Consider the following 24154-nt stretch of genomic DNA (forward strand, 5'->3'; position numbering starts at 1 on the left):
CAAAAGACGCAACACTTTGGAGCGATGGGACAGACTCGTCACCCAGATGGAGAACTTAAGTTGACGCCAATGTGCATTGCGGCTGACTGGGCCAGTCAGCCCTACCGAGAGCCCCTTTTAGTCTCGTCCTAATCGGCTTTTACCTTGCTCCCCCACCAAGAGGTTTCCGGCTCATAGTCAGGGTGAAGAATTGCCGCGGCTTCCTTCTCTCGTTTCGGTAGCTCTACCTCGACCTTTCTCACTTGGCTCTTGGCAAAGGCTTCTTTGTCGAAGTTCGGATTTTCAGTCGGGAACTGCGCATCAACATCTAGCAACCATTTGTCCAACAGCTCGCGGAGCTCGCGAACCTTATCGGGATAACGCTGAGCTAGATCTCGCGATTCCATCGGATCATCGGCCAAATAAAACAGCTCGTCCGGATCGCCTTCATGATAATGGATCAGCTTCCAGTCCTTGAATTGAACAACGGAACTCGGATCTCCCCCTTGATTTCCGTAGTGCGGATAATGCCAAAACAGCGAACGTTCCGGAAACGACTCTCCACGCAACACGGGGGCGATGCTTTCACCATCGACGTGCTCCTCGAAGCGAGCGGGCAATCCTGCTAATTCTAGGAGGGTTGGGTAAACATCAGTCCCAATCACCGGTGTATCCAGATTTATCATCGGCTCAATGTTACCCGGCCAGGAAACGATAAACGGAACACGAAGCCCGCCTTCCCACTGGTAGCCCTTGCCTCCCCGGAGCGGAAGATTGGAAGTCGCCCAATTATCACCTGAAGACACACCTCCATGATCGGAGGTGAAGAGCACGATGGTATTCTCGGTCTGGCCCGCTTCTTCGATCGCATCGAGGACACGTCCTACCGCTGTATCCATCGCTTCAACAAGGCCGCCGTAAATCGGGTTGTCCTGCACAACTCGAATGGGGCGACGCCGTTCGATCTCCAATCGGCTTGTGGGTTGAGGCTGCGCCTCCGCCTTCTTCCGGTACTTTTCCCAAAGCGCCTCAGTTGTCTGTAGTGGAGCATGAACCGCGTAGAAACAGAGTGTCGCAAAAAAAGGTTCGTCTCCATTGCTCCGTATAAAATCTGCCGTTTCATCCGCGAGTCGCAGAGGCAAGTACTCACCCGGATCCTTATCTTCCATTCGCGGATTATTGTGCGGGGAGAAAAAGCCTCCCGGAGGGGATCCTTTATTGAATCCGCCTACGTTTATGTCGTAGCCGTGATGCTCAGGCCAATCCGACGGATCTTTTCCCAGATGCCATTTGCCAGCAAAAAAAGTCGTGTATCCACCTTCTTGGAACGCTTCTGCAATTGTGGTACGTTCGTGATCGAGTCGCTCTATGTACTCCGCAGGAAGCAGCTTCGTATTTCGTTTCCAATCCGTACCCGCCTTTGCACCAAACCAATCGGTTGTATTCATACGAGCTGGATACTGCCCAGTCATCAGACTCGCCCTCGAGGGACTGCATACCTGGCAACTCGCGTAGCCATTTAGGAAACGCACTCCACCAGCTGCGAGTTCATCTATATTCGGCGTCTCGTAGAAGGAACTGCCCTGGACCGAGAGATCCTTCCAGCCAAGGTCGTCCACCACGATGAGGAGAACATTTGGTTTCTTCTCATCTACTACCGTCTCAGCTGACACGAGTTGTGCCATCAACGAAAACACCAACAAAACTAACGACATCGAATTCTTCATATCAAAAACGAATAAAGGTGAAGCGACTCCTAGAGTCCGAGATCATAGATCAAGAGATGGATTGGCTGAGCACTTCCCTCACCGTTCTCCATGAGGAAATAGTAGAGTTTTCCGTCCCGGATTATAGCATTTCCATGCTTGAACAACGGCCCTTCAGCCGCTTGGTAAATGACCTTCCAGTCGTTCGTTCCCCCTTGAGCAGCGGAAACATACGGGTATCCATTTTCCAACCCTATGAGGTAAACCGTACTGCCCACTGAATACAACTGCCCGCCCGGAACTTCGGTGGACACCTTAAACTCTTTCTCACCCGCTTTTTTGTACGCGTGGACATCTATCGACTTACCGTTGTGACGAGCGTCGTTGATGAAGTGAATCGAGTCATCTTCGGTTACCGTCCAGTCCGTACCCTGCGTGAGATAGAGCGAATTCGGCTCTGCATCCGGATAAAGATCCCCCGGTTCATAGAACTTTAGAGGTGTAGGATCGATGATCGGCAACGCCACGGGTTCACCCTTATGCGTAAACCACTCACCTCGCCCTTCCGGGTCGTTCGAGTAAGCGTAGTGGAACCCATTGTTGTACTTATACTTGTCGGTTTCGATCGCTAGACGCGTCTCGAAGCCGGCTCGCAGTTTTCCATTCTCGAACTTCAAATCGCCATAGAGCCCCCAGTCATGCGGGTGCCCATGCTCGCTTGCCGAGAGGATGTTAAAATCCCAGAAATCGCTCCAAGACTCTCCATCATATTTCGCCAGCATGTATTTACCGTTGTTGTGGCCACCACGACGAATTCGGACAAAAAGCTCATCTTTCTCATTTATATGAAAATATGGATACGTGAGATGCGTATAGTCTTCCCCTTTCTTTAGGTACAGTCGCTTCGGTCCAAACAGTTGCTTGGAAAACTGCTCATCCGATGCGACAGCAGCACCCTTCTCCGAAATTTGATAGCGGAAATAGTCGTTACTCAATGTCCCATTGAGCGGCTTCGTCGGCCCATAGGCATGCATATCATAGAGCAGGTGAATCGTATCGTCGATCGGACAGATTCCCACTGCGATCGTATTATGCGATTCGCCGATGTGCGGGTTGTTCACAAATCCCGTATGTCGATGATCGAACTCTACCGTGACGAGCGAACCTGTCTTCATGTTGTATCGCGATAGCATTACGTTTCTTACCGCCTCCGGACCTTTGTACCAGGTCATGAACACATAGTCCCCGTAAACCTCGATACAATCGCCATGCGGGGTGATCCTCGGTCCATAAGCGTAGTCGTACTTCGGACTATCTGGATAGTCGAAACCATCCTTCGGCTTCACCTTCTGCCCATCGAAATAGAGCCCTAAATCGGAGATTTTTACGGAGTCAATCAATTCGACCTTGCCAACATTGCAGGAACACAAAGCCGCACAAACGAGCGTCGTAGTAATGGTTTTAAGGAGTAAACGAGTCATAGGGTAATTCATTCTAAAAGCGACCAATCGAGCTTAGGACTAAAGAAACGGAAAGCAGCTGAGTCTGGTTCGATACATATGTAGACGACGGGACCGCTTAAGACACGCCCTAATGCACACCGATAGAGAGCCCCTCTTAGATCGACTCCTTTCCGACAAGAAACGAGTATCGGCCAGATCCTAAAGTAACTTTCAGGCTATCTCGTCTCGCATCAAGCGCGGGTTCTACGCTAAGTACTCCATCAACCTGAGAGAGCGGCATGCCAGATTCAGTGACCTTTCGCAGATCGGCAACTGGTAGGTAAACTACTCCCGTTGAGTTGATAGGAACCTCTATTTCCCATGCCAGACCGCCTCTGGTTCGTTTCCAGTCGCTCTTGATAATTCCATAAGGTGTTTCCTTGGAAACACGGGCCCACTCCAACTCCCTTGTCAGTCGCGGACGTAGTTCAAAGGTTTTGTATCCCGCACCTTCGTACAAAGGACGTATGCCTCCAACTCCCTCGTAGAAAAATGCTGCGAAGCCGCCTTGCATGGGGTGATTCATCGAGTTCCTATACCGAGGCTCCTCGTCCCAATTGAACTGTCGCTCCGGCCACGTAGAAAAGCCATGATCCACCAAATATCCCGGGCCGGGAAAGCTCCGGTCGACGAGCATGCGAGCAACCAACGCTTCATGCCCATAGTCCGACAACACCGTGTAGATATGCCGCAGTCCGTGAATCCCTACAGTGTAGTGTCCTTGGTGCTCTACCTCTATATCGTGAACGAGTCCACGAACCACCGCGTCGATTCTTTCTTCTGGAACCATGCCAAACTTGAGAGCCATCACGGTGGCAGTTTGACTGCCGTAGAAAAGCGAGTCCTCCGCTCCTCCTTCAACTAGGTAAGCTTCGTTGAAGGCATCCTTCACATCGGCAGCGAGCTTCGAGCAATAATCGCCATACACTTTATCTCCAAAGACCTCGGCCATGTCGCCCGCGATTTGCAGAGTCCTGTAGAAAAAGGCCGTCCCCGAAACATGAGGGTGGCAAAGCATGTACTCAGGAGCGTGCTTGCGATCCCATAGCGGTGGGCACCAGTCGCCTAAGCCACTGGGCAAGATTTCGTTAGGGCCACGCATCGACTCAAAGTAGGCGACGAAGTTCTTGATGTTCTGGTAATGCCTAGCGAAGACATCGACGTCACCAGTGTGTAAATACAGGTCCCAATTAAGGATAACATAGGCCACCGCCCAATCGATCTCCGCAGGACGATCCGTAACACGCTTACCTGGGGCAACAAAAGTGGGAATTCCCGGGCCATGCCCAACTACCTGATCGTAGCGTGCATTCGTCTTCAGACTATCTTCGATATCGCGAAGGTACTTCCCGAGGAAGCGAGTCATGTCGTAACCATAAAAACTGATATCGGAGGTGGCGTGGGCGTCGCCTAGCCACCCACATTTCTCACGAGCTGGACAGTCCTCCGGAATCGAATGCCAGTTGGCTTCCAGGGTCCTCTGAGTGATCTCGTACTGTCTGTTCAGAGTCTCCTCAGAACACGAGAAGCTTCCAGTCGTTTCAATCTCGCTGTGGACAAGCTTCGCGGTGAAATCACTCTTCTTCGGAGGAGAGCGCAGTCCACTCACCTCCACGTACTGAAAACCGTGATACGAGAAACGAGGACTCCAGCGCTCACGCCCCTCGCCCTTCCCTACATAGATCATTTCCTGTTTTCTGCCAGGAGCTCCACCGGAAGTTCCAGTATTCACAGTAATTCCGTCCGGCTCCATAACCTCGCCTGCGGTGAGCGTTAGAATCTCACCCGCTTCGAGCTCTACATCAATCGCTACCCAACCGGCTAGATTCTCCCCAAAGTCGACTACATACGTTCCATTTCCAACATCCTTTACTTCCACAGCCTCGATTTCACGCTGCACTCGAATAGGAGCGATCAACTGCGAACGCAGCCGATCAGTTGGACACGGTTCCTCCAATACTACTGCGTCTTGCCATTCACTCTCATCGCAAGCAACCGAGGCCCATTCTGGAATCTCTAGTCGAGCATCGTAGGTTTCCCCCCAATACACGTTATCGAAGACTATCGGGCTAACCGTTGCTTTCCAACTCGCATCCGTACCAAACACCTCGCTCGTACCATCTTCGTATTCCACAAAAAGCTTCGCTCGGGCTCGTGGTTGACCGTAATCAAAATCGTGTTTCCAAGCAACATTCTGTCCGAAGAACCCACTACCAAGCCAAAGTCCCAAGGCATTTCGCCCTTTTCGGAGAGCATCAGTGATGTCGTGCGTCACATAGAGCGTATGTGTCTCGTAGTTCGTCTGCCCGGGATCCAAGACTGCGTCTCCGACCTTTTCTCCATTCAGATAGAATTCACTGTAGCCAACTCCCGCGACATAAGCCATCGCTCGCGCGATTGGCTTGGAAAGCACGATCTCCTTCCTAAGCAAAGGCGAAGCATAGGAGCGCATCATACCGGGGCTGTCACGAGGAGCGACAAACTCGCGCTCAGCAAGAGATGACGTTCGTGTATCCTCGCCTAGTCCGATCCAATCGGAACCCTCCCAATCCTCAACCTCAAGCAAAGCCATAGTCCATCGAGCATGCTTTGACCAGTCGCTCTCGACACCAGACTCATCCCAGACACGCACCTTCCAATAACACGCCTGCCGACTCACCAAGGCTTCTCCCGCATATCTGATTAAAACAGAATCGTCACTCTCGACCCGTCCACTATCCCAGAGATCGCCTCTCTCTTCCTGAAGCAGTTCCTTACTAGATGCTACAAGTACACGGTAAGCACTCTGCCCTCGACCGCGGTCAGAATTGGATTCAGCAACAAGCTTCCAACTCAGTTGAGGTCGCTCCACGTCAAGCTGGATTGGATTTTCGAGATGCTCACTCTTCAGATCGACGACAGCGAGCGGAGCCGAGGAAAGTAGCGAGGCAAAAACGAGGAAAATTGCTGAGATAAGAAAAAAACGATTCATAGAAAAAAGTCGAAACTCAGGATCAGTAATGGCCCACCAAGATCGCACGAAGAGTCCCCACTGTTTGGCCGTACTTCTTCGTGTTCATTCGTGCCCTTCGTGGGAGAATATACTGCATTTAATCAGGCTCACTCAGCAACACGTTCGATCCGAAGCTTCATAAAGAAAGCATCGTCGACTGCAGAAACCGGCATTCTCATTCTAGCAATCGAAACTCCTTCAACTCCCGATTCGACAATGTCTTGCACACCGCCAAGAGAATCGTTTTCAGCCCAAGCACCTAGATCAAGCGAGTACGCTGGCACAATCCGATAGAAGGAAACGGCTTCCTCAGAGAAAGAGTATGAGTAATCGAGATAACGCGCCCCATCCACAAAAGCCTGCTCTACTCTAATTCCTTCCGACGGACTCCTAGGATCAGTCCCCAAGACATATTCCATCCCATTGCTTAGTCCGTCACCATCCGGATCGGAATCCGCTTCAAGCGACAAATCAGCGTAGCGCTCTTCAAACGTGTCCGGGAGTCCATCCCCATCCGTATCGACTTCTACATTACGCTTAGACTCAGATAGAGCGTCCATAGGAGCTTCTGACGCCACCCGCCCCGTTACCTTGTCACCAAAATTCTGCAGTGATTGATTCCATAGGACGATACGATCTAACCCGGCACCGGCCGATCTCACCGAGATTTCAAAATAGTACGTTTTGCCTGCTTCCAGATCCCAAGCGAGCGCGACCCCCACTCCATCCAAATTCTTGGAGTCATAGGACCATTGCCCAAGTCGGTTCATGAACACCTTGTACCAATTCGGGTCCGCATCGCGCTCATTTTCGTGGTTCACTGTATCCAAAAGGTTTTCTTCTGAATCCAGAATTCTCGCAAACGCATCATTGTGTTCGCCGCGGTGGTCACCAGTTGTGATCCTCACCTTCCAGTTCAGCTGGTAAACTCCCGAGGTTTCCACCTTGAACGGATATCGCAATTTACCGAGCCCACCCTTTTTGAAAGTGTCCGTTTTACCCACCAGGTACCCGGAACCGCTGTATCCATCAATCGATGTCTCTAAATCCCAATGCTCCGGATCATGTGACATAGATTCCACTTCCATCACAACAACCCCGTCATTTTCCAAAAACACATCCGCTTCCTCCGGATTGAACCCCTCGTCCAGATCTGAGAAAACAGATGCATTAAGCGGTGAAGCAGCTCCAAATCCCAACGAGAGAAGGAGGACAAAACAAAAAGGTCTGAATTTGAGGTATGGGATCTTCATACGAAACGTCTCGCAAAAAAAAGGGCCCGCTTAACAACAAGCCCCTAGCCTAACAGTATGAGAGAACGACCGCGCCGCTCTCGACCCAAGGAACTCGGAAAGGCTTGTATCAATGAGGAAAACCAAGAATTCCAAACAAAAGAAAACAGGATAGACAGAGAACCTATTGAATGTACAAATGAATCTATGTCACTCGATTCCCCTAGCTTCGAAACCGATGGCCCCCTAATCGACCCAGCCGTTTGCAGAGCCGGCTACCTCCAGTTTTCCGGAAGTCGCTTTTTCAACAACCCCTGCGTCCAGAGCAGAGGTTTCTTTTGGTGCAAAAGCGGAAAAGGATCATTTGTGGTAAATGGCACTGAATACCCCCTCGAGGCACAGGATCTTTACCTGCTCCCTTGGAATAGAACCATCAAGTATCAGCCTGACAAAAACGACCCGATGTTCACCGGCCACGTGCACCTCGTACCCTACTACCGGCAAGGAGCAAAGTGGATCCCGAACGTTCCCCATCAACGCTCAGATGAAGAATTCGACTCCCCCGATCGAGCTGACGCCAACTGGCCGGGACTCGAGGACGTCGTTCACTTCAAGATTAAGGTAGGAGACAACATTGCCCTCCTTCTCGACTACATTATTCGCAGCTATCTCCGAAACAAGGGGGCCAACGAAACCGAGTTTCGCCAGCTAGGTAACCTCCTTGTTGGCGAACTGATGCATCTCAAAAGCGCTGAAAACGTCGAAGCTCAGAACTACCCAGAAGAGCTGCTCCGCATGGTCGCCCACGTCGAGGCACGTTACATGCGATCGATCACTGTATCCGAATTGGCTGACATGATTGGCCGCAGCCGCTCCCACGTGCTAAAGCTCTTCCGCAACCACATGGGAATTTCCGCGAAGCACTATATCATCAACCGCCAACTTAAACAGGCTTGCGAACTCCTACTTAGCACCACCCGCTCCATCGCAGAAGTTGGCCAAGCAGTTGGCATCTCCGATCCCTACCATTTCTCGAAACTCTTCCGCCGACACCTCAAAGTCTCCCCCACCGCCTTCCGGACCAGCCACGGCCCGATACGCTTGGCGTCGGACTGATAGGAGGGCAATGCTCCGTCATTGCCGTATTGCGACCTCCAACGACCTAGTCGTCCAGCAGAGCAATACCCGGCGTAATCTTAAGCGTGGTCTCGACACCATCAACTGGCCAGCGAAGCACGATCAACTGTTGAGTCGCGTCATTCCAAACAAAGTCAGCTGGAGCGCTGTTCGCAGGAGCCTTGAGCACACTCAGCTGACCGTTCCCAAGCGGACTCTTTGCCAAAATAAGATCGTCGCCACAATGGATTGAAAAACCATCCGGATAATGGCGATCAGCCGCAACGTAAATGCGTGAAGCGCCTCTGCTATTATCAGTCTTAATATTCACCTCGAGGGTACGCGTCGCGTGGTGAAACATGAAGGAGTGGATATCTCCCGCAATAGCCTGCGGATAAGGGCGACAGATAATGTCCGTTATGTACTTACGCTCAACGGTTCCCGCCGCTCGCTCTTCTACAAAGATAGACCAAGTCGACTCCCCACCTGGCAGAAAATTATTGTACTTCCGCGTCCCCAGAAACCACGCCTTGATCGACCCTACTCCCATCTGATCAAAGACCTCTGCTGTCTTCGCGTAATGAGCAATGTATTCAAGTTGCTCGGACAGGCTGCTGTCAGCACTCCGGTAAGTGGGGAAACCCCACTCCCCAATTAGGATCGGAGCATCCAGCATCGCTGATTCCTTTTCAAAACGCTTCATGGTCGGCTCGATGTACGGAAGTCGTTCTTGATAGATGTGTGGGGCGAACACAACGTTCGGGCGGTCGATCGGCTTCTTGATTTCCGCGTATTGATTGAACTCTATCGCCTCCCCTTTGTTCATGAATATCGTCTGACACAAGAACAACTTCGAGTCACTGTACTGCATACCCGCATCGATCAATTGCTCGTAGTAAGGAATCAAGTACTGTTCGGTGAGTTCATCATACGATATATCCATGGTCAGCTTTCTCGGTTCATTCACCAAGTCGTAACCGATCACCGATTCATCATCCTTGAATCGCTCCCAAATAACTCTCCACGCATCAAGATAGATGCCCTGTTCATTCTTCTCATTCGCCCAGAAAGCCTCCCATCCGAAACCTTTAGCACCATACACCGTGAGCTTGAACACAGTGCTCAAGCCCGCCTCACGACCACGCCGCGTCAAGCGATCCAGTTTCTCAAGATACTCTTCCTCTACCTGACAACCAGGAAAGGAGCTGATCCGTCCCAACTCCAAGCGGATAACTTGATAGTTAGCTCCCATCCGCGTCATGCGAGCATAGTCATCCTCAAAGAATTCTATCTGCCCTAAAGCGTCGTTTGTATTCACAACAAAACCACGCGGAACGACATGTCGCCCCTGAGAATCACGAAGGGCGTGTTTTATCTGCGCCGAGAGCGGTGCAGCAATAACGAGGAATGCAATTAAGATTCGTATAAACATAATTCTAGTTCGAGATCCTTGTGGGAAGCGGCCTTGTGCCGCGATCACTCAGCTAAAGTTCGCGACACAAGGTCGCTTCCCACCTCAACAACAAGAGACAAAAAACGCCTCAGCTTTGCCGCTCCTCTCTATCATCCAAGTTGTAGAAGCGAAGGACCAGAGACGCTGCTATCGCGAGTACGATGGTACCCATACTGAATACCCAGCGCATCGTCTCAAAGGTTCCAGGGGCCTGTTCAATTCCAGCATCATGATCCCAACCCGCAGCTTTGAGTACGTATCCAGATCCTACTGCAGTGAGCGAGAGAGCCAGCTTTGTAACCCACGCTAAACTCGCAGCATACATCCCTTGTCGCGAGGTTCCATGCTGCTGCTCATCATAGGCCGCCACATCCGCCATTAGCGACGGAGCGAGCACGATCACCGCAACGAGCCCAGGTGCTAAGAAAAAGTTAGGCACGATCACCCACCAGTCCGCGTTCGGCACATACACAAAGAGCTTAATTATACCGCCAACTACAATCGATGCGGTGCAAAACTCGAAGGCCTTCCTTTTACCAATCTTTTTGGCAAAGGCTGCCATCAGAGGAATGCAAACGATACCAACCACGTGAAAGGTCGTTCCCCCAATCCCCTTAAAAAAGCCCATCTTCGCTTCGTCTCCTCCAAATACGTTGTAAACCATGAGGAAAAAGCCGAGCGTATCCACCAACAATATACTGGAAAAAATCAGTACAGTGGCGACCGCGAGAACCAAGAAGTTCCGATCCCGCAAGGTAAGTCCCCAGCTCTTGAACAAAGGTACGCGTTCTACCGTTTGAGCTGGATGCGCCACTTCCTTGATGAACAAGGCTGGCAGCAGCCCCGTGATCACGATCACAAGCCCAACCACCGCGCCGACAACTCGAGCTCCTGCGAGTGTTCCGGCAAAGAGCGAAAGCGTCACCAGCCAATACATCCACTGCACTCCCACTCCTGAGAGTTTATGGAAGAACGAACGCCAAGCCATCCAAGCCGTGCGCTCATTTTTCGAGGAGGCGCTCTCCATTCCAAGCGCTACATAAGGTACAGCGAAACTTGTAGTACCGACCGTTGAAATCAGCAGAAACGAAACGAGCCAGTAAAACTGGAAGTCCTTTGAGGCTGCTTCCGGCGTCCACCAAAGGCCAGCAACGCACAGTCCACTAAAGATCGCTCCAAAAGCGATAAAGGGCCTTCTCCTTCCCCAACGCCCTTTCCAATTGTCCGATATCGACCCCATCAACGGATCCGTAAATGCGTCCACTAATCGGGGTATCGCCATCGCCCATCCGACAAGTACAGGATCGACTCCCAAGGCGATCGCGAAGATCGGGTTCACCAACTGAGCAACCGCGTTGACCGAGATATTCTCCGCGAATCCTCCCGGACCGTAGTACTTCTTCAATCTAGATTCCGACTGCAGATGCGCATCATCACTTTTCATAACTCAAATCATTCATGATAAAGATTTCCGTCGCAAGCGACAGGGGCACTTCCCACCCATTTTCGAACAAAAGCGACCTCACCTGATCACAGGCAAGGCCGCTGGATACCGTTTGAATACAAACGCTAAACGTCTAATAATCGATTAGCTAGAAATTAAAAGTATTCGTCCACTGGATATAGCTCTCTCGTCCCGCACGGTAAGCAGCAGGGGTGCCATCCGGATTCATTGCACTCAGCACGATCTTGTCGTCGCCTATCACATTATTGACCTGAAGACGCGTAACCCAATTTACCGAGTCGTTAATAATCTTCTTCCGGTAGGAGGCATTCAAACCGACATTCAAGTCCGAATCGCTAATGAACGGGTTGGCGAGATCGGAAGCAGGACCATTTTCCGTCTGAATAATTGGATACCCAAGCGAATTTCCTTCACGCCAGCGAACATTCGCGCCGATGGACAGTCCCTTGTACTTGCCATCACGGAAGCTGTAGTTGGTCACGAGGTTAGCGGCGTATTCAGATTGCCCTACATTGATCCGACCCTCACCCGCTGCCGCAGTATTTTGAGCTGCTAAGATACGGTTAACAAACTCGTCGTACATGAGCTTGTTGGATGCACGGTCCTGGAATCGGATTCCCTCTTCCGCACGAACAAGCGTGCCGTCCGCTTCAAAGAGCGACCATGGCTGCCAAGTCTTGTCCCAGATAGCGATACGAGCGTCGACGTACTCGTTGAATCCTGGACCAATGTTGTCCTGAATCGTCTGCACCTTCGTCGCGTTGAAGGCCACACGCCAATTCTCGGTAGGATTATAGGTCAATTCCAACTCGTAACCCGTCGCATCCACATCAACCGTGTCATCCACGTTAACAGGGGAGAAGTAGCGAGCTTCCGTATTCGGACCGACCTTATTCGGGGCTTCCGGATCGAACCATGCGTAACGGAAGAAATCGTCCATCTCCTGTTGGGACAGTCGCTGACCATCAAGTTCCATGTAACGACCTTTGTTATAGTCCTTGTTACGGTTGTTTCGGAAGTTGCGAATGGTCGCCCAAGCGAAACGCTCATAGGTGTTCACTCCAAAACGAGCTGTATTCGCGAGCGTACCACGACCGGACACGTTTTTCTGTGACGACTCAAACTTGTTGATCTTAACCTCAACCTTGTTGTCAGGCGTACGCAATACGATGCCTATGTCCTCGCCTACACCGGAAGAGTTCGGGATTGGGTCCAGAGTTGGATAGACACGAGTCGGGCTGACCGCGAAGTTCTCAGATTCGTTGTAGTGAACGGAAAGCCACTTGAAGGGATGGAATACGATACCCTTCGTAGCTGTCGAACCGGTTTGAGCTGGCTCAGAGTCATCAAGGGCAGGTCCCCAGATTTCAGGATTGCTAGGGTCCACGAGACTATCTTCGCCCCTTACCTGATTGGCAGAACGCGAAGCCACCGTGTCTTCACGCCAGCCAAAGGTAGTCGCGATCTTGTTTTCCCAAAGGTAGCCCTGCCAAGTGATCCCCTCACCTTCCACGTCTAGGTCCGCCCAAGAGGCACGGCTGTAGGTGGTTTGAGTCGGAACGGGATCTGCATAGCTCCAGTTAAGAGGATCATTTATGCTAGCGCCGTTGGTAGCGCGGTAGACGGATATGGGAGTGCTTGGATCGATCTCCTGCGTCGTGTAAGTCGTGTAGTTCGGGAAGTCCTGATCTGGCGTAAATGGATCGCCCAAGTACCAAGCTTGAAACACCCAGCTACCATAAATCGAGCGATTCAGACCAAACGTCTCGATATCGTCGGAAACCACAGAACTCGGGCTTCCGCCAAAACTCGTGTTCCACTGCTCGCTGTCAAAGAGCATCCCTGAAAATACGTGTCGGCCTAGGAAGCCAAGCTTGTCGCTCACATCTGCGAAATCAAGATCGTACGCCATCGTGAAACGATGGGCCTCGCTGAATCTCTCAGATTCGCTCAAGCCGCCACGTCCGGAAATATAGGGACGCAGGTATCCAGGATTCGGAGTCACCCCATCCAGCAACACCGGGTTTAGATCGATCGAAACGGCTCGGTCCGCCCCGTTGAATCGCGAAATATTGAGGTTATTCGTGCGATCACGAAACCCGGATAGCTCGAAGTGAAAATCGTTTGTGATTTTCTGCGTCCACGTCAAGTGGTGCGTCTCTCCCTCACGTTTCTGACTATTACCCGGTAGCGCTGCGAGGTTAATATCGTAGATCGGAAATATCCGTGGATCGGATACGCTGGTGTTGATGAAGTTATCAACTTGGTCGAAGGCGCTTCGACTGCGAGCAAGAACGCGTTCCGTGCCTTCCTCTTGCAAGTTTACTTCCTTCGGCGTTCCATCGTCATTGAACTGGCGATAGCCTGTACCCGACTTGGTCGTGATGAACGGCACCGTTGGATCGGAGCTGCCTGGAATGAATAGCTGAATGTTAGAGAACGGGAAAGGACTGTTAAACTCCTCTACCCCTCCGTTCAAGGTCGCCGGTGATGCCGGGTTATCGCTACCCGAAGGCCCACCCGGAAAGTTCTCAGCTGGGAATACACCTACATTCGCCTCGTCACGTATGTCCCATGTAGGACGACCACTTGCCATCCAGTGCGAAATATTGTCGATTGGTAGCGAGTAGTTCGGACGACGCGCATCGTTGTCGGTCATCTCAAAACTGTAGTGGATGCTTGCCCCCTTAAAAGGCTTGGCGAGAAGCGACAAGGTGAGACGGTCATCCCTATCAAACGAAGTGTCGTACTGGCTCTTGGTGTTTTCATCCAATTTCATCAGGCGGATGGCAAACTTCTCACCAATCGCGCGGTTGAAATCAAACGTAGCGCGAAGCGATCCGTAGCTGTCTACCCCCAAAGAGATCTGACTGATGTCCTTACCAACTGTCGCCTTCTTTGTAGTATAGTTGATGATACCAGCTGGACTTCCCAACCCAAACAAGATCGAATTTGGACCACGCACGAGGGCGATACGATCGACATTGTAACGATCCAAATTCCCATTACCAGTCTGGAAAAAGTCGCGCGTCACGTCTGCTCGAGCTAAACCGCGTACGCGGTTGTTACCCGGCTGAGTATTGATATTGCTGTCAGCGAGTTCACCCGCAGAACCTCTTTCGGAAGTATCCGTATTTAGTGCGGTTTCCACGCCCGCAATATAAGAGAACGCAGTCTCGATGTCCGTAGCTCCAACGTCATCTAGAAATTCAGCCGTCAATACAGAAACGGAAGCCGCGACATCCTTAAGCTCCGTATTCAGGCGAGAGCCTGCCAGGGTAGAATTCGCTCGGTAGCCCGAGCTGTCATCTGCTGTCACCTCAAAGGGAGAAAGCTCAAATATGTCTTCCTCTTTGTCAGTATCTTGCGCATGGGCAATCGAGCAAGGAAAGGCGATAATCGCCGAGAGCAGCAAACGCTGCTCGAAACGGGTCGTTGTTTTCATAGTTCAGTCATTAGGGTAGTATCAGCTATGATCCGGATACAAAGCAGACAGCAAATGCGTCAAAGATCAAAGAAGCTGAAGATAGGTAGGCGCTCTACCCCCACTACACCCTACCACAAATGAGAATCTTTTTCACGAATACCTACATTCATAGATCCGCGCAATGGATACATCAAAAGGGTAAGCAGCTCAGATTATTCCGAGCAGCGTAGAGGAGCAATAACACGCTGCGATACTAGCCCAAAACGGTCTCAATTTGCAATGGACGAGCAACAAATCCTTTGTACTTTTGCATTCAAACGTGAGAAACTAAACTAACTCGAAGGAGCTTCGAAGCGAAATATCGACTGAAGATCCCCCTATTTCCAGGTCAAACCAGCCTTTTTCAACAATTCGCTCTCCAGTTCGCCCAGAAAATGACATGTGTTTTTCAGGACACAAAACGATCTTAATCGTAGTCTCCGCACCCACCTCGAGAAAAACCTTCTTAAAGAACACGAGCAACTTATCTGGCCTAACAACAGAGGCGACTCGATCCCGCAGATAGACCTGCACAACCTCCTGACCATCACACGCACCCTTGTTTCGGATTTTCAGCGATAGCTCCACAGTTTCCGACATAGGAACCTGCACTGACTTGAGTCGTAACTCAGAGTATTCAAATTCAGTATACGACAGTCCAAAACCAAACGGATACAGCGGTCCAGGCTCCTCATCCAAATAATCCTTGTAGAACGAGATTCTCTTCTGCGAGTAGTACATCGGCAATTGACCGACTGAGCGGGCAATCGTCACCGGCAAGCGCCCACTCGGGCTACAGTCGCCAAAGAGCACTTTGGCCAAGGCGTCACCATTGGCTTGTCCAAGATAAAACGTGTTCAACAAGGCCACCGACATACCAGCGATCTCAGGGATCGAATAAGGTCGTCCCCCTTGCAGCACAACCACAGTTGGCGTCCCGGTCTCGACCACTCGCTTCACCAACTCCAGCTGATTGCCGAGCAGGTCGAGCGTGGCACGATCTCCCTTGATACCATCCACATAAAACGCTTCGCGGCTGGTTTCGGTAGTACCGCCCACACAGACGACTGCCACATCGGCGGCGGATGCGAGTGCGACAGCCTTCTCGATCGAGTCCTCTTCCTCGGCCAAAGTCTTTTGGGACAAGGTCGTTTGCGATCCATCCCAACCAAGCTCCGCGATCGAGCAACCGCGAGCATGGGAGATTTCGAGATCATCGCCGGCAGCCCCCTTGATGCCGTCAAGGAAGCTGCTAATTTCCGAACGTCCCACGGTATAGTTGCCAACCTGCTTCGAGTCCGCGTTCGGACCGACAACTGCGACTTTGCGAAGAGCCGCTTTCTTCAGAGGGAGAATGCCCCCCTCGTTTCGCAACATCACGATCGATTCCAGAGCGATGTCTTCCGCTACCTTGCGATGCTCCGCGCAATCGACGATCTCCTGAACCGCTTGCTCGTCGACAAACGGATTCTCAAATAGGCCTAGCTCGAACTTGAGACTGAGTATCCGCCTCACACTTACATCGAGCTCCTTCTCTAATTCGGGCCGAATCTCGATCGCCTTGATCAAGTTCGCGTAACCAGCTCCGACAGGCAAATCCATATCCATCCCGGCGGTCAAGGCCATGTCACAGGCATCTTCAACTGTCTCCGCGACACGTTGAAAAAACTCGAGACGCGGCACATCGTTGTAGTCAGAAACCACATACCCGTTGAAGCCCCATTTCTCCCTGAGGAGATCAGTGAGCAAACGTCGATTTCCGTGGGCAGGAACCCCATCGACCTCACAGTGCGATGCCATCATGCCGCGGGCCTTAGCCTCCTGAACCACTGCCTTGAACGGCGGGTAAACTTCGTCCGCCATCGTCAGGCTGTCGATCGGAGTCGCCGCAAAGTTACGTCCGCCCACGACCTGACCGTAACCCGCAAAATGTTTCGGAGCGGAGATGACATGGGTGCTGCCTGGGTCGCCATCGCGGCCGCCCTGGAGTCCGGAGACCGCTGCGAGTCCCATTTGCGTCACGAGATGCGTATCTTCGCCAAGCGTCTCCTCTATGCGCCCCCAGCGTGGATCCCGTCCGAGATCCAAGACCGGCGTATGGGCTTCATGCGCGCCGCGTGCTCTGGCTTCGCGCCCTGCTACGTCGAAGGCTTTTTCCACGAGCTCTACATTCCAACTCGAGGCCATTGCAATCGGCACCGGAAGGATGGTCGATTCCTGTCCGGCGTGTCCGTGGGCGCACTCGCTGCCGATCAAAGCCGGGACACCCAGACGCGTTTCCTCGAGTAAAATCCGTTGCAGATCATTGACCTCCCTCACGCTCTCGATGGGCGTACGAGGATCAAAGGTGTTCTCGATTTGGCCAATCCCCTCAGAAATACCGTCCCGAACCGCTTGCACGATTCCGCCTTCTTCTGCCGCCGTTGAGTCGCGCAGACTGACCGCCTGCACCTGAGCCGCTTTCTCGGCCAAGGTCATTCTGGAGATTAGATCCTCAACACGCTCTTCAATTGAAGCGTTCGGATCTCGATACAATTCAGATTGGGTTTTCATTACGAAAGTGTGTTGTATTCAAATTTTTGAGAAACGTCTCTACTTGGAATATGTTAGAATGAGAGAACCGCGAATGAACGCGAATGGTCGCGAATAGTTAAAACACAGAAGGTCATTAGCGTTAATTAGCGTACATTCGCGGTTAAAAGCTCGGCCTGGAAATGATACCGCCCAGCGGACATATCGAACGATACTCTCCCCTTGTCCACCCTGAGGTCCGTCACCGCCTCATGGATTGAGAGTGGAGCCCCTTTTTCTGACACAGCTTCGCAGGACTTCACTGGCAACGTAATGCTACAAGTAGTATTTGCGGGGATCTCAACTTCGATCTCGAAGCGATCTCCACTCTGCTTCCAAGACGACACGATCTTTCCATACGGCGTCTCCAGCGACGCAGACGCATAGCTCAAGCCCCCTCCCAGTTCCGGAGCAATGAAGAACCGCTTCCAGCCCGGATACTTGGGGTCGAGGCGAATTCCTGCTACCGTCTGGTAAAACCACTCCACCACCGCTCCATAGGCATAGTGGTTAAAAGAGTTCATCCCTTTCGGGTGAAAGCCTTCTTCAGGCGTCCAGCTGTCCCAGCGCTCCCAGATCGTAGTCGCTCCGTTCTTAACGCTGTACAGCCAGCCTGGATACGTTTCTTGCAGTACGACTTTATAAGCCAAATCCGTGTGACCGACCGAACTCAAAACCGGATTGATCAGCGGCGTGCCAATAAATCCAGTGGCGAGGTGGTCATCTTTGATCTCGATCGCTCTGACCAAGTGCTCTACCATCGCAGCACGCTTTTCCTCCTGCACCAAGTCAAAGCCGAGAGCTAGCAGGTAAGCAGTTTGCTCGTCACTCTCGATTTTACCGTCAGCTGAAATGTACTCGCGTTGGAAGGCAGTCTTTACTTCGGCGAGTAACACGCTGTACTCCGCCGCTCTCTCGAATTCACCCAACTCCTCCGCCATCCAAATGGCAATCTGCGTTGAATACGCATAATAGGCGGTCGCGATCATTCGGTACGGCGTAGGGGCTTCGAGCTGCGGGTACCACGGGGCCAGCCAATCCCCCCAGCCTTCTTTGCTGATTCGGATCCCGTCCGGTGCCGACTCACGCATCAGATCCACCCATTCGCAAACGACTGGAAAATTCTCCTCTAGTATCGCCCGATCTCCGCTGTGCAACCAAGCAGTCCAGGGAACCACCGCTCCACCGTCCGCCCAACCAGCAGAGCCACGGGCGAATCCAGTGTAAGGAGCGACACTGCCAAAACCGCCCTCCGGACCGGGCTCGAAACTATCTCTCACCGCCGCAAGCCATTGACGGTAGAAGTTGCTGGCATCCATGTTGTAGAGTGCGGTGTTGCAAAACACTTGAGCGTCCCCGGTCCAGCCCAGCCGTTCGTCGCGCTGCGGGCAATCTGTGGGCAGCTCCAGGAAATTCCCTTTCTGCCCCCAGAGCGTATTTGAATACAGCTGATTGAGAAGCGGGTTCGAACACTCAAAACGTCCCATCCGCTTCAAATCCGTATGCACCACCACCCCGGTAATTGCATCTGCAAACGGCTCTTTAACTCCCGTCAGCTCAACATAGCGAAATCCAAAATAGGTGAAACAGGGCTCCCAGATCTCCACTTCACTACCTCCCTTGGCAATGTAGCGAGCGGTTGCTTTGGCAGTTCTTAGGTTGGCCGTATGGATCGACCCATCCTTTTCCAACATCTCGGCGAAGCGAAGCGTGATATCATCACCAGCCTCGGCCTCCACTCTCAGACGCACCCAGCCAACCATGTTTTGGCCAAGGTCGTAAATGAAAGCACCTGAAGCATTCCGAGCACAGCCCATTGGCTTCAGCTCCTCAATCCGCCGCACAGGCTCAGATAAGCGGGCATCGATCGAAACATCTGGAGTCTCCTCAACCTTAACGGCCTTCCAAGCATCATCCAGCGCTCTTGGACGCGACCAATTCAGATCTTCAAGCCGAGCATCGTGGGTCTCACCAAAATAGATCCCGTGCTCCACGATCGGACCCGTCTTCCATTTCCAATTTTCCCCCGTCGCCACTCTCTGGATACTTCCATCTTCAAAAGACAGCTCGATCCAAGCAGACAGTTTGGGCGTAGACCCATACTGATGATCCAAAAACAAAGTACCACTGTACCAGCCATCTCCGAGCATCAGACCGAGTGTGTTCACCCCTTCCTGCAGCGCATCCGTCACATCATAAGACACATAAAAAACACGCTTCCGATAGTCTGGCCAACCGGGAGCAAAACAGTCTTCACTAATGCATTCGCCGTTAATCCACGGTTTTACGATCCCAAACGCTGAGAAATACAAAACCGCTCGAATGCATTTTTGCGGAATTGAAAAATCAGTTCGGAAATAGCGAGCTGGAGGGGCCTCCCCCACTTCAACCACCCGTCCATCACTAATCCAATCCGCTGGCCATTCGCCGCCCATCAAGCCAGTCTGCAAGCTGGAGAATTCGCTCCAACGAGAGGCACGCCCTCTTTCATCCCAGACGCGCACTTGCCAAACATAGGAAGTCCGGGCTGCCAGCCTTAAACCACTAGCAATCACCCACTGCGACTCGGCAGACTCAAGAACCCCTGAGTCCCATAACACCTCCTCCGCCCCAGGGAAGCTCTTCAGCCGGAGCCGATACGCACTTTGCTTTGCTCCCCTACGCCCCGACTCAATCTTCCACGAGAAGCGCGGGCATGGAGTTTCCACTAAATTCGGATTTTCAGCACCTTCGCAACGAAGACCGACAACACGATCGGGAGTAGAGGTATCAACATTCAGCATCTGAGACCAAACAGTGTAGCTTAGACTCCCTATATAGACAATGGACGCACATCGCTTCTCTTGTCCTTTTGCATTCTTGGACGGTTAAGTTCCAAATCCTCCAATTTACGTAAAAGGACAAAAGATACCCCAAACCTAAGTTCGTCCCACGAGACCTGCCTAACGTATTTCTCTATCCCGCCCAAATCCGAAGGAAGCGACTGACGCATGTCGCTAACCGGAAACACATTTTCAAAATGTCAGATTCAAAACCCAACATTCTCTTCATTTTTACAGACCAATTGCGAGCAGACTGCATCGCAGCACTCGGCAATAGTCAGATCAAAACCCCTAACCTAGACCGCTTGGTTCGCGAGGGTACAACCTTCACCCATTGCTACACGCCAAGTCCTGTGTGCGTCCCGGCTCGCCACGCGCTCACCTCAGGAGTCCCCCCTCACCAAACAGGCTGCGTCGACAATGTTTACATCGAGTGCGACCGCCCAAGCTTCATGGACGGTCTCAACGACTTAGGCTACCAAACTCACGGGATCGGCAAAATGCACTTCAACAAGTGCAAGGGGGACTGGGGCTTCCAATCCCGCGAATACTCCGAAGAGCTAGTAGGAGATTCACCGCGAGACGACTACCGCGACTTCCTCGAAGAGAACGGGTACGGCCACGTTCAAGATCCACATGGATTCCGGAGCGAGTACTACTACCTGCCCCAGCCCTCACAGCTCCCCGACAAGCTTCACAACAATGCTTGGGTCGCAGACCGCTCCATAGAGTTCCTGAAGAACAGGGATAAGGACAAACCATTCTTCCTCTGGAGCAGCTGGATCAAACCACACCCACCCTTCGAAAGCCCATTTCCTTGGTCTCGCCTCTACCGCATGCACGAGATGGACTTCCCGTACTTGCCAGAAAACTACGAGGACCAGCGAAACTTCTGGAGCAAGGTACAATGCCGCTACAAGTACATGGACTCCGGTGACTCACGAAACCTCACCCGCATGATCAGAGCGGCGTACTACAGTGTCGTATCACACCTCGACCATCACATCGGAAGACTTCTCGACGCCCTCGGTCCCGAGATCGACAACACTCTCATCGTCTTCTCCGCAGACCACGGCGAGATGCTAGGCGATTTTGGCTGCTACGGGAAACGCTCGATGCTGGATGCCTCCGCCAAGATCCCGATGCTTGTTCGTCTCCCCGGCACCTTCAAAGCCGGAGCACAGGCCAGCCAAGCCTCCACGCTACTTGACCTCTACCCGACCTTCCTGGAAATCGCTGGAGGCAAAGCACCTGCGGAGCTCGAAGGAGTAAGCCTTCAGACACTACAAGACCAACATCCGAGCGAGCGCTTCGTCCACAGCCAATTCTCCCAAAACCAGCTAGGCCTCTACATGACTGCCAACAAGGATTGGAAGTACATCTTCAGCGCCGCAGACGACAAGGAGTGGCTCTACAAGGATGGCTGCGAAAGCGTGAACCTCGCTGGAGACGCCGAGTACGCAGACGTATTGAAGAGCGTAAGACAAATCGCAATCGATCGCTTCAAAAACGACGGCTACGAGCAGGCAATAGAAAGTGATGATTGGGCCCACTTCCCCAAAGCAGAGTTCCCAACAGAAGCGGATAACGGCTTACTCTTTCAAGACCCGCCGACCCTGCAAAGCGCCCTCGACGATCTCGGTCCTGGCTACACGCGTCCCGAAATCGACAAGACGCGCGATGAGTTCAGCTTACTCCGTCGCCTAGCCCAACGCTCGATGCTCACCATCGATCAAGTACGCGAGGCAGAACTGGCCGAGCAAAAGATCTAAGGCGAAACAATTTCGACGGCGAAAACCGCCCGTCAGTTACAGGACTCAAAACGAAAACGCGAAGACGAAAGTCTTCGCGTTTTTCCATTGGGTAGCGGCCGCTGTCCCTAGCGGCCACAGCATCCACCAATGCCCGTTAGGGACAACGGGTTCTACCTCACAACCTCTCCTGTTTCCACCCGATCCAAAATCACCAACCAATCCTGATGGCGGTCGAACGGTGGCAAGCCCAGCCGCGACACGTAGGTCGTATCCACAACGATCTCACTCAAGCTCACAACACGACGCTTTGGATAACGCTCCTGCCACTCTTCTCCCGTGTAAGGCCCTTCACCCGTACGCGGATTGAACCAACGCACCTCATAGCGACCTCGATACTCGCGCAGATCAATCGTCGCATCCTGCCACTTTTCGAAATAGACAGCATAGGTATCACCTTCCGCTGCCAAGCAATACGCCGGAGCAGCTGGAGCGTTGATCAATTCATTATCCGGATGCATTTCACCGAGCGGCAAATTTCCAAAGACTTCAATGGAATAACGTGCGATATCCCAGAAGCGATCCCGCGTGCGCCAGTCTTGGCAAGTCAGGTCGCTATGCGGTTGCTCGTATCCAAAATACCATTCAACTCCGGATCCACCGGCCATCAGACTCGGGTAGAGCGCGATCCGACGCAGTACACCTTGGTTGTTAGGTTGCTGGGCATCTGGCTCAACGCCCTGCCACGCCATCCCGACTTCATCGATAAAGACCGGCCACTCACGCCCCGCAGCACGTGAGCGTTCAATCCATTTAACGGTCTGGGCGTAAACAACATCGTAGTCATCACGCGTCTGTACGCTCAACACTTCGAAAGTCGGATGACCCAGCATCGGACGGTAAAGTACATTCCATCCGTAGGGCACGGTATGCAGAGCCTTGGGGTGGTCATAAGGATCATTTGCCGCAAAGTAGTCGCAGAAGGATTTCACCTGTTCTGGCGTATTCGTATTTTCCTCACCAAGATTCCAAACGATAGCTGGGTTGTGGGCAAACCGGGCAATCAACTCGCGATAATACATTTTCCGCTCAGGACCAAGCTCCCCACCGTCGAGCAACTGATCATTCTCGCGCTCCTGCGTCACCACGTTGAGAACGACTCCTTTGCGAGTCATGTGCTCAAACACAATTTCCCATTGATCCAGCTTGCTGCAATCGAAGCGAAAGCGTTCGTCATAGTCCGTATACGGCCATACGTCCTGTCCATCTCCGATGATATTCTTGGTCAGGAAATAGATAACATTCATCCCCTTTGAAGAAAGGTAGTTCACCGCACCGATTATCCCCTTACCCTTTCCTCCACGCCAAGTCGGATCCCCTTCTTGCCAATCCCGCACATGCGGAGCCCAATCCTTCAAAAACGCCTTCTTGGGGTTGTACGAATAAGTGGAGTCGAAGTCCTCGAAAGCGAGAAAGTTCTCCGGACTGTCGGGCCCAGCCTTCAAGAAAGCCTCTCCCGTTCCCGCAAAGCGTAAGTAACGGTCCCCGACATAGTCCAGCCGCCCTTTCCCTCTGAAATCTGGCCCCTCCTTGTTGGTCTCACCAATTACAAGGCGTCCGGTGCTCCCATCGAAGGAATGCGCTTTTCCGGCCTCCGGGTCGTCAGATATCGCGACCGACTCACCTGTTCGGAAAGAGGCTTCGTAGGTCCACTCACCGCTTTCATCCGGCGAGAAATAGACGCGCCACTTGTTACCCTCAGTTGCTCCGCTCTCTCCCGCATTTCCATCCGCAGCGTAAAAGCCCGGCACGCGCATCAGGCGATCACCCTTACGAAACGTGACGACTAACCTGTAGTTAAGGAACGGATTCACCTCCGCATCCTCCGAGGACTCGGGGCCGTCAAAAGTAAGAGTGACGCGATGCCACTTGAGCAATTCACCTTCAACTTTCGGAGAGGCAGACAAAGTTGCTACAGCAGCAGCGACAGAGAGAAAGAACAGGGCTTTGAGGGGATTCATGACGAGGTAGCGCTTTGACAAGCGAAGAACAAGTCGGGTCGACTTAATGGGGAACAGTCGTGTGAGCCATCTCACACT

The 24154-nt window shown here is 52.3% G+C and carries 12 protein-coding genes; 2 read left to right on the forward strand and 10 right to left on the reverse strand.

Going from position 1 to position 24154, the window contains the following annotated elements; genetic code table 11:
• Positions 1-128: 128 nt before the first annotated feature.
• The 4 genes from JIN87_RS06115 to JIN87_RS06130 form a co-directional block, all read right to left on the reverse strand.
• The gene (locus tag JIN87_RS06115; RefSeq protein WP_200354653.1) at positions 129-1706 is read right to left on the reverse strand and encodes a sulfatase; all 1578 of its coding nucleotides are present in this window, start codon (positions 1704-1706) and stop codon (positions 129-131) included.
• A 29-nt stretch (positions 1707-1735) separates the two neighbouring features.
• Positions 1736-3166 (reverse strand): BNR-4 repeat-containing protein, encoded by a 1431-nt coding sequence (locus tag JIN87_RS06120; protein WP_200354654.1) that lies wholly within the window; start codon positions 3164-3166, stop codon positions 1736-1738.
• A 136-nt stretch (positions 3167-3302) separates the two neighbouring features.
• The gene (locus JIN87_RS06125; protein WP_200354655.1) at positions 3303-6158 is read right to left on the reverse strand and encodes an alpha-L-rhamnosidase; all 2856 of its coding nucleotides are present in this window, start codon (positions 6156-6158) and stop codon (positions 3303-3305) included.
• 128 nt (positions 6159-6286) lie between these two features.
• Positions 6287-7432, reverse strand: a complete 1146-nt coding sequence (locus JIN87_RS06130) for a thrombospondin type 3 repeat-containing protein (RefSeq protein ID WP_200354656.1) — start codon at positions 7430-7432, stop codon at positions 6287-6289.
• Between the two features lie 186 nt (positions 7433-7618).
• Between JIN87_RS06130 and JIN87_RS06135 the strand changes: the two genes are divergently transcribed.
• A complete protein-coding gene (locus tag JIN87_RS06135; RefSeq protein WP_200354657.1) occupies positions 7619-8527 on the forward strand; it encodes an AraC family transcriptional regulator in 909 nt (302 codons plus the stop codon).
• 46 nt (positions 8528-8573) lie between these two features.
• On the opposite strand, the gene JIN87_RS06140 is transcribed toward JIN87_RS06135, so the two are convergent.
• The 5 genes from JIN87_RS06140 to JIN87_RS06160 form a co-directional block, all read right to left on the reverse strand.
• On the reverse strand, positions 8574-9959 hold the full coding sequence (locus JIN87_RS06140; RefSeq protein WP_200354658.1) for a cellulase family glycosylhydrolase: 1386 nt from the start codon (positions 9957-9959) through the stop codon (positions 8574-8576).
• 109 nt (positions 9960-10068) lie between these two features.
• On the reverse strand, positions 10069-11424 hold the full coding sequence (locus JIN87_RS06145; protein ID WP_200354659.1) for an MFS transporter: 1356 nt from the start codon (positions 11422-11424) through the stop codon (positions 10069-10071).
• 148 nt (positions 11425-11572) lie between these two features.
• Positions 11573-14890, reverse strand: a complete 3318-nt coding sequence (locus JIN87_RS06150; protein WP_200354660.1) for a TonB-dependent receptor plug domain-containing protein — start codon at positions 14888-14890, stop codon at positions 11573-11575.
• Between the two features lie 309 nt (positions 14891-15199).
• Positions 15200-17464 carry a glycoside hydrolase family 3 N-terminal domain-containing protein gene (locus JIN87_RS06155; protein WP_200354661.1) on the reverse strand — a complete coding sequence of 755 codons (2265 nt, stop codon included), beginning with the start codon at positions 17462-17464 and terminating at the stop codon, positions 15200-15202.
• Positions 17465-17589: 125 nt separating this feature from the next.
• Complete coding sequence (locus tag JIN87_RS06160) at positions 17590-20265, reverse strand: alpha-L-rhamnosidase (protein WP_200354662.1); 2676 nt, start codon at positions 20263-20265, stop codon at positions 17590-17592.
• Between the two features lie 236 nt (positions 20266-20501).
• Between JIN87_RS06160 and JIN87_RS06165 the strand changes: the two genes are divergently transcribed.
• Positions 20502-22076 (forward strand): sulfatase family protein, encoded by a 1575-nt coding sequence (locus JIN87_RS06165; protein ID WP_200354663.1) that lies wholly within the window; start codon positions 20502-20504, stop codon positions 22074-22076.
• Positions 22077-22228: 152 nt separating this feature from the next.
• Here the strand turns inward: JIN87_RS06165 and JIN87_RS06170 are convergent, their stop codons facing one another.
• Positions 22229-24076, reverse strand: coding sequence for a DUF5060 domain-containing protein (locus JIN87_RS06170; protein WP_200354664.1), 1848 nt, complete (start codon positions 24074-24076; stop codon positions 22229-22231).
• Positions 24077-24154 lie beyond the last annotated feature (78 nt).

It is taken from the genome of Pelagicoccus mobilis, assembly GCF_016595505.1.
Lineage (GTDB): Bacteria > Verrucomicrobiota > Verrucomicrobiia > Opitutales > Opitutaceae > Pelagicoccus > Pelagicoccus mobilis.